The following is a 264-nucleotide window of genomic DNA, read 5'->3' on the forward strand; positions in this document are numbered from 1 at the left end:
TAACATAATCGGCGTGTCCTGGGCAGTCTACGTGTGCGTAGTGACGAGCAGGTGTATCGTATTCTACGTGTGAGGTAGAGATAGTGATACCGCGCTCGCGCTCTTCTGGAGCGTTATCGATAGATGCGAAGTCACGTGCAGAACCGCCGTATACTTTTGACAGTACAGTACAGATTGCTGCAGTTAGAGTGGTTTTACCGTGGTCAACGTGGCCGATAGTACCAACGTTAACGTGCGGTTTCGTACGTTCAAATTTTTCTTTAG

At 48.5% G+C, this 264-nt stretch carries 1 protein-coding gene; it reads right to left on the reverse strand.

What is annotated here, in order from left to right; genetic code table 11:
* Window positions 1–264, reverse strand: a 264-nt coding sequence (locus A1OO_RS01555) for a GTP-binding protein (protein WP_017005063.1), incomplete at both ends; no start/stop codon positions are given.

The sequence above is a fragment of the Enterovibrio norvegicus FF-33 genome, assembly GCF_000286835.2.
In the GTDB taxonomy this organism is placed as follows: domain Bacteria; phylum Pseudomonadota; class Gammaproteobacteria; order Enterobacterales; family Vibrionaceae; genus Enterovibrio; species Enterovibrio norvegicus_A.